Below are 6,898 nucleotides of genomic sequence, written 5' to 3'. Positions count from 1 at the left end.
CTTTGTGAGAGGTCGGCTACTTTAAGCATGTGACCCGGGATGGCTCTGGAAACCTCGCGACGATCCCCGGGCGTCGTGCCGGTCCGCTGCGCTGGCGGCTGGCGGGACGTCTGGCCGCGGTCCTTCCCGACCTGCGCGGTCGTGGCTGGCTGACCCGATGGGTACAGGGCTCTGCGAACGCCTACAGCGGTCCCCGCTATCGAACACCGGCGCTCGCGCCGGTGTTCGACGCGGTTCTGCGCCCCGGTGACTGTTGCTATGACGTCGCTGCTGGCCTCGGGATCTACACCCTGTGGGCGGCCGGGGTGGTGGGAGCGGCCGGCGAGGTGCATGCCTTCGAGGAAGCACCGCGCACCGGGGCGACGCTCGCGGCCCTGGTCGAGCGCAACCGGCTCTCGGGTGTCCACCTGTCTACCGCCGCGGTGGGCGCCACCGCCGCGGCGGGCGCCGTGCCTATCCCGGGCGCGACGACCATCACCCTCGATGCCTACGCCGCGCGGCACCGACCGCCTGACCTGGTCAGGATCGGTGGTGAGGCCGAGGGCCTCGACGTGCTGCGCGGCGCCGGTGAGCTCCTACGGGCGCATCGGCCGGCCCTCCTGCTGGCGATGCCGCCCCGCCTCGCCCGCCGCGGCGGAGACCGTCCCGGCGAGAACGGCCACCGCGGCGAACGGGATCGGCGGGCTGCCGGGGACCATCCCGGTGAGCTGGTCTCGCTGCTGGCCGCCGCCGGCTACCGGATCCTCAATCTGAGCCGGCGCGGGCTGACCGGGCAGGGCGTCTTCTCGCCGAACGTGCTCGCGCTCCACGACGGCTGGGAGCGTTTCGAACAGGTCGCCGTCACCCTGCGGCGCACGCCGCTGCCCCGCGACCAGACGGCGTGAGGGTCGGGCATGCCTGATCTTCTCTGCTGGCGGGCTCTCCGCTGGCGGACGTCCCGGGCCGCCTGCCCGCTCGCGGGATGTCCGCGGCGCCATTCGGGCACGCCTACCGGCGACGCCTCGCCGATCCCCTCGGGTGCGCCGTGGTGATCGCCCCGGCCGTGCCGGGTGGGAGGGTTGCCTACGCCGCCCGCCGCCCGCCGCTGCTGTGGCTGATGATCGTGATGGTCAGCGTGGCGCCGTGGTTCGTCGAGGCGTTCCGGATGCCGTCCGAGTCCGACCGGGTGGTCCTGCGCTCGGTGGCGTTCACGTTCGAATGCCTCGCTGCGCTGCTCCTGGTCGGTGCGCGAGCGGGACGTGGTTACGGGCTGGGCTTGTTCCGTCTCGGCCCCTGGTACCTGCTGTGGACCGGGATGTCGTTCGGACTGGTGTCACTGGTCTGGCGCACCCCCCAGCTGGACACCCCGCAGATCCATCTCGACGGCGTGCTGCGGGCACTCGCATTGGCGAGCCTCGCCCTGCCGCTGTGGACCTGCGGATACCTGCTCGGCCCGGGCCGGATGGTGACGCGCGCGGCCACCCGGTTTGCCGCCGCGGCGGCGCCCGGGACCGGTACCCGGCTGCGCGGCCGGAACGTGCCGTGGATTCTGTGCGGGATCTCGGTGGCGGCCAGGGTCCTGCAGATCCTCCTGGGCCAGTATGCCTACCTGGGCGACGCGTCCCAGAAGGTCTCCGAGGCGAGTGCCTACGCCCAGCCGCTCACCCTGCTCGGCGGCCTCGGGATGTCCGCCCTCCTCATCGCCGCCGTCGATCTGGCCCGGGGCGGGGGGCGTCGGCGGGCCTTCGTCGCCCTGCTGTCCATCGAGATCCTCTTCGCCGTCGCCAGCGGGATGAAGGGGGTGTTCGCGACCAGCGTGTGGGGGGTGCTGATCGCGTTCTCCGTCGCCCGCGGCTGGCTTCCAATGCGGTGGATCGCCGCGGCCGCCGCCGTCTTCGTCCTCGTGCTGATTCCCTACAACGCCTCCTACCGGGCCCAGGTACGCAGCCAGAGCCACACCCTGGACGCCCAGTCGGCGGTGTCCATGGCGCCGACCGTGCTGGGCCAGACGCTGTCCGGGGACGCCCCCGCGGGGGAAGGCCCCGCGGAGTCACCGCTGGAGTACCTGACCTCGCGGATGCGGGGCATCGACAGTCTGGCCATCGTCGTCCAGCTGTCTCCCGACATCGTTCCCTACCGGGACATCAACGAGCTGTTCCTGGCTCCCGTCCTGACCGCCGTGCCCCGGGCGGTCTGGCCCGACAAACCGATCAGGGCCACCGGCTACGAGTTCAAACAGCAGTACCTCTCGGGGAACGCCCGGATCTACTCCGCGGCCGCCGTCTCCCCCCAGACCGACCTCTATCTGCACGGGGGCCTGCTTCCCCTGCTGGTTGGCATGGCACTGCTGGGCGCCGGTTTCCGGCTGATCGACGAGGCGTGGGACCCGGCGAAGGATCTGCGCTACATCGTGATCTTCGTTCCGCTCTTCCTCCAACTGGTCAACTCCGAGAGCAGCGTGGGGGACCTCCTCGCGGCGTTGCCCATCCAGCTGGCCGTGCTGTTCCTGACGGCACGTTTCGCCTACGGCGGTGCCCGGCCCGCAACGAAGGGAAAAGATCCTACTCATGGACGCCAGTGATGTTCTTTACCGAACCAAGATCTCGATCGCCGGTGTCCTGACGTCCCCGGCGGTGGGGACAGTCATCGCGGCGGCCACCCGCAACCGGGTCCCCAACCACGGGCTGCGTTTCGACGTGGCTGACCGCGACTTCACCCCGCAGGCGCGGGCGGCGCTGTTCTGGCGGCTGTACGAAGGGGCCGAGATCCGGATGATCCGCCGTCATCTCACGACCTCGGGCACCGTCGTGGAACTCGGTGCGAGTCTGGGCATCACCAGCGCGCATATCGCCTCGCGGCTGGCACCCGGCTCGCGGCTGGTGTGCGTGGAGGCAAATCCCCACCTCATCGAGGGCCTCACGCGACGCCTGGCCGCGTACGCCGGGCACATCACCCTGGACGTGGAGAACCGGGCGATCACGCAGGCCGTGGGCCCGGTGGCGTTCGCCCTCGTCGGGAACAACCTCGGTTCCCGGTTGTGGGACGACGCGTCGCGGCGGACCGTCACCATTCCGGCGGCCACGCTTCGGGACCTGCTGGTACGCAGGAGGATCGCGGAATTCGACCTCGTCAGCGACATCGAGGGTGCGGAGGCGTCGTTTCTGTTGGGGGATCCGGGCGCGCTGGACCGGTGCCGTCGAGCGGTGTTCGAGATGCACGACACGACCTTCGAGGGACGGCCCGTCACCGCGGCGGACCTGCTCGACGCCGCGCGTGGACTGGGCTTCCAGGTGGTCGACCGCCACGGGGTGGTGGTCACGCTCAGCCGGGACGGGTGAGCTCCCCCGTGCCGGCCGCCTTCTCCCGCCGGTCGGTTCCCCCCGCGGGGTCCGGTGGACCGATCGGCCGGTCCCGGGCCGGGCGAGGACGCGGGACGGAGCGGGCCTCGCGCGTCCACGTACTCCACCGGGACGCCCGGGGTTCCCCGGGCAGGGTCTGGTCGATGTCGGGGATGCGGGCGAGACCGTCCACGACGCCGCGCAGGCCGCAGTGGACACGGACGATTCCGCGCCGGCGCACCAGCTCGGACACGGCGACCCGGGGCAGCACCGCCAGGAGCAGCCAGGCGGTCACCAGCGCCACCTGCCGCGGGCGGCCGTGGAGGCGGGCGAACCACAGCCGGTTGCGCACCGTGTAGTAGGTGTAGCCGTTGCTGGGTACCGTCCCACCACCGGTGTGCCAGGCCTGGGCCGGACTGACGAGGACACGCCACCCGGCCGCCTGAGCGCGGTGGCAGAGATCCACGTCCTCGTAGTACAGGAAGTACCGAACGGCCATCGGCACCTGCCGATGACACTCGGCCTTGATAAAGGTGATCGCGCCGGTGACCCACGGCACGTCATCGGCGTGGTCCGTGGGGGTCCGGCGGGCGCGCGGCACGGTGAAGACGCGGGTGAGTCCGGCGAAGCCCGGATGCAGACCGTCGGCGTTGACCAGAGTGGGTCCGACGATGCCCACGTCCGGGCGGGACAGCAGTTCCAGACAGGCGTCGACGGTGGCCGGCACGAGCTGGACGTCATTGTTGAGCAGGAGATAGCAGTCGGTGGCCGGATAGGCGTCACACGCGTGCCGGAAGCCGCCGCCGAAACCGAGGTTGCCGGGGGGGACGAGCCAGGCCGTCTCCTCCCCGATGCCGTCGGGCCGTCCTCGCAGATCGTTCGCCACCACGACGACCTCGCTGATCCGAGGTATCGCCGCCAGTTGCGCGGCCAGATCCATCGTCGGCGCGGTCGGCCCCCAGTGGACGATGACCGCCGTGGTCCTCATGCGCGCACCAGGGGCTCGGGAACCTGCCCGGATGCGGGTCGCGCGGTGGCGGGCGGGACGTCCGGCACGGCCAACGTGGACCAGGGTGCCGCCGTCAGGAATTGCCGAGCCGGCGGCGGAACCTCCGCGTCGACGATGCGGTACCCGTGCCCGCGCAGCAGGTCGCCGACGGCCTCGGCGTTGCGTCCGGTGACCTCGCAGATCACGGTCGGGCGGATGTCGCCCAGAAGCCGGCGTCCACCGCTGAGGACCGCGTGCTCGGCCCCCTCCACGTCGATTTTCACGACGTCCGGTGCCGGGAAATGGGAGAGCAGGCCATCCAGGGTAAAGGTCGGCACGAGCTGCGCCGCGCGGGTGCCGCCGGTCTGGCTGCTGCCGAATCCGTCCAGATGGCTGGTCGCGCGGTTGCGACTCGCGATGTGGAACGTGCTGATCCCCGGGGCCGCGCCGACCGCGGCGGGCAGGATCTTCACCGTGGCACGGCCATCGGTGGCCGATGATCCGCCGCGGCGTGGTGACCGTGTCTGCGACCGGCGCAACATCCCGACCAGCCAGGTGTCGGGCTCGACCGCGACGACCGTGCCGGACGACGTCGCGGCGGACGCGGCGGCGAAGGCGAACAGTCCCACGTTCGCGCCGATGTCCCAGACCACGTGGCCGGGGCGCACGACCTCGCCGACCAGGTCGGTCAGGACCGGATCGACGGCGGCGAGACTGGGGCGCAGATACTTCAGACCCGCCTCGGAAGAGACGTAGATGCGCGTCGCCTGGAAGGGCGGCGGCAGGCGGCGGGCCACCACCAGATGGTGGGTGAGCCGTTCCGCGAAAGGGCGTAGGGCGGACAGGGTCGGCACGGTGTTCTCCTGTCGGGCAGTTTGTTCGGTTTCGTGGTGATGCGGTGTGACCGGGGTGGGTCAGGTCCGGGTGTGGGTCAGAGGCGGGCGGGCGACGATTCCGTGTCGCCGGAGCGCAGGTTGCCGGAGCGCAGGTTGCCGGAGCGGACCTCGTGGACGACCGTGGTGCGTACCGCGACAGGCAGCTCGGTATCGATCACGTACGCGGCGGTGTACGCCGGCACCGTACGGCTCCATCCGACCGCCCGGCGGGTGGAGCGCACCACCCACCGCCCCGGTCCGCCGGCCCGCAGGACCAGCCGCCCCTGGGACGTGCTCACCGTGAGCGCATCCGTGGCCCCGCTCCGGGTGGCCGCGTTCCGGCTGGTCCCGCTCGAAGCGGTACTGGTTTGCCTGGTATCGACCGCCGCGGCGGTGACGGACACCCCGGGGGCGAAGTGGAACAGCACCTCGACGTGGTGGCGGCCCTCCCCGGTGATCCGATCGTCGACGGACAACCCACTCGGGTCGAGTCGCCACGTCCGCCAGTGCACGGGTCGCCCCGGAAGGTGGCGGTAGCCATCATGGCCGGCGGCCAACGTCGCCACGTTCTCGTGGTGGCGCATCGTGACAAGAGTGGGACGGGCCCGGCGGCCCGCCCGGAACGCGCCCCAGACCTCGGTCGAGTCGGCGTGATCGACGATGACGGTCGAGTGGGCGGCGGTACCACGTTCGGCGTCCCGGTCCGGTCCGGGGGCGTAGGTCGAGGTCCCGGTATCCACCAGGAGCGGCCGGCCGTCGTGCCAGAGCAGAAACGCGAGGGTGTCGGCGTGGGCGTGGGCCGGAAGGTCCTCGGGACAGGGCAGGCCCACGTCGGCGAGCAGATGCCACGGTCCCGCCGTCAGCACGGCGAGACCGCTGTCGACCAGCAGAAGGCCGCCGGTCTGGTCAGAGGCGGGCGTCCGCGGACGGTGCGCGGTCCCCACGGTCGGCTGCGGCGTCGAGGTCGGCATCTCGGCCGGGCGCGGTGCCGGGATCGGGCCCGGACCCGGACCCGGAGCCTGGACGGAGATCGGCGTCGATCTCACCGGAGCCGGGAGAAGCAGCCGCAGGGCCTCGGCGGGCACCGCGAATCCGTCGTTGAGCGTGGGAACCATACCGTCCGGTCCGAGCACGGCCGTCAGCCAGGCCCGCATCCTGCCGGCCGCGTCGAGCAGTGCGCCGGGCACCGCGTGGCCCGCCGCGGTGAGCAGCCCGGCGACGTCGTCGAGGTCGGCCAGCACCTGACAGTGATAGGTGGGGGAGCGTTCGTAGTGTCCACCGTCGCTGAGGACTTGCCGATCGAGCTCGCGCAGCAGCGCGTCGACCCATCGTCGGCGGCCGCGGGCGTCGTCATCGGCGACCGCCAGCCCGATCAGTGCCTTGTAGTTCTTCAGCAGGTGGTTCCCGCCGACGTCGGTCTCCAGATGAGTGCGCAGGAAGGACCGGCAGACGCCGAGGTCGGCGAGGACCGCCATCTCGGCGGGCGTTCCCCGCGCGAGCCGGGGCCACAAGGCACACAGCGTCCAGGCCCGGAGCGACACGACATAGGGCGACCAGGCAACCGGATCGCCTAGGGCCACCGAGGTCCGCCAGGCCAGATACAGCCGGGCGAACATCGCCGGCCCCTGGACAGCCTCGGTGGTGAATGCCCATGCCCAGTCCCAGTAGTGCAGATGGTAGCGCCACAGCAGCGGAGCGTCGGCCTGCCTCCAGTCCCA

6 protein-coding genes are annotated in these 6,898 nt (G+C 71.6%); 3 read left to right on the top strand and 3 right to left on the bottom strand.

Going from position 1 to position 6,898, the window contains the following annotated elements; all coding sequences use genetic code 11:
- Positions 1 to 29 precede the first annotated feature (29 nt).
- From AC08OP_RS17735 to AC08OP_RS17725, 3 genes are all read left to right on the top strand, one after another.
- The gene (locus AC08OP_RS17735; protein ID WP_476615213.1) at positions 30 to 884 is read left to right on the top strand and encodes a class I SAM-dependent methyltransferase; all 855 of its coding nucleotides are present in this window, start codon (positions 30 to 32) and stop codon (positions 882 to 884) included.
- A gap of 77 nt (positions 885 to 961) precedes the next feature.
- On the top strand, positions 962 to 2,560 hold the full coding sequence (locus AC08OP_RS17730) for a hypothetical protein (protein WP_476615212.1): 1,599 nt from the start codon (positions 962 to 964) through the stop codon (positions 2,558 to 2,560).
- Complete coding sequence (locus tag AC08OP_RS17725; RefSeq protein WP_462187905.1) at positions 2,547 to 3,317, top strand: FkbM family methyltransferase; 771 nt, start codon at positions 2,547 to 2,549, stop codon at positions 3,315 to 3,317. Before AC08OP_RS17730 ends, AC08OP_RS17725 begins: the two co-directional genes overlap by 14 nt.
- Here AC08OP_RS17725 and AC08OP_RS17720 read toward each other — a convergent pair.
- From AC08OP_RS17720 to AC08OP_RS17710, 3 genes are all read right to left on the bottom strand, one after another.
- Entirely contained in the window at positions 3,301 to 4,305 is a 1,005-nt protein-coding gene (locus AC08OP_RS17720) for a glycosyltransferase (protein WP_476615211.1), read from the bottom strand. The two genes, AC08OP_RS17725 and AC08OP_RS17720, sit on opposite strands and share 17 nt — an antisense overlap.
- Positions 4,302 to 5,159, bottom strand: a complete 858-nt coding sequence (locus AC08OP_RS17715) for an FkbM family methyltransferase (RefSeq protein WP_476615210.1) — start codon at positions 5,157 to 5,159, stop codon at positions 4,302 to 4,304. The genes AC08OP_RS17720 and AC08OP_RS17715 overlap by 4 nt, the downstream gene beginning before the upstream one ends.
- Positions 5,160 to 5,236: 77 nt before the next feature.
- Positions 5,237 to 6,898: heparinase II/III domain-containing protein (locus AC08OP_RS17710; protein ID WP_476615209.1), on the bottom strand; the 1,662-nt coding region annotated here is incomplete at its 5' end.

This window comes from Frankia sp. CeRuru1, from assembly GCF_977966315.1.
The sequence above is the reverse complement of the archived record's forward strand: the minus strand, read 5'-3'. Positions and strand labels throughout refer to the sequence as shown.

Bases quoted from the DNA above. Each gene is read 5' to 3' on its own strand.
- AC08OP_RS17725 (WP_462187905.1), top strand. From the start codon at position 2,547: ATGGACGCCAGTGATGTTCTTTACCGAACCAAGATCTCGATCGCCGGT.
- AC08OP_RS17730 (WP_476615212.1), top strand. From the start codon at position 962: ATGTCCGCGGCGCCATTCGGGCACGCCTACCGGCGACGCCTCGCCGAT.
- AC08OP_RS17720 (WP_476615211.1), bottom strand. From the start codon at position 4,305: ATGAGGACCACGGCGGTCATCGTCCACTGGGGGCCGACCGCGCCGACG.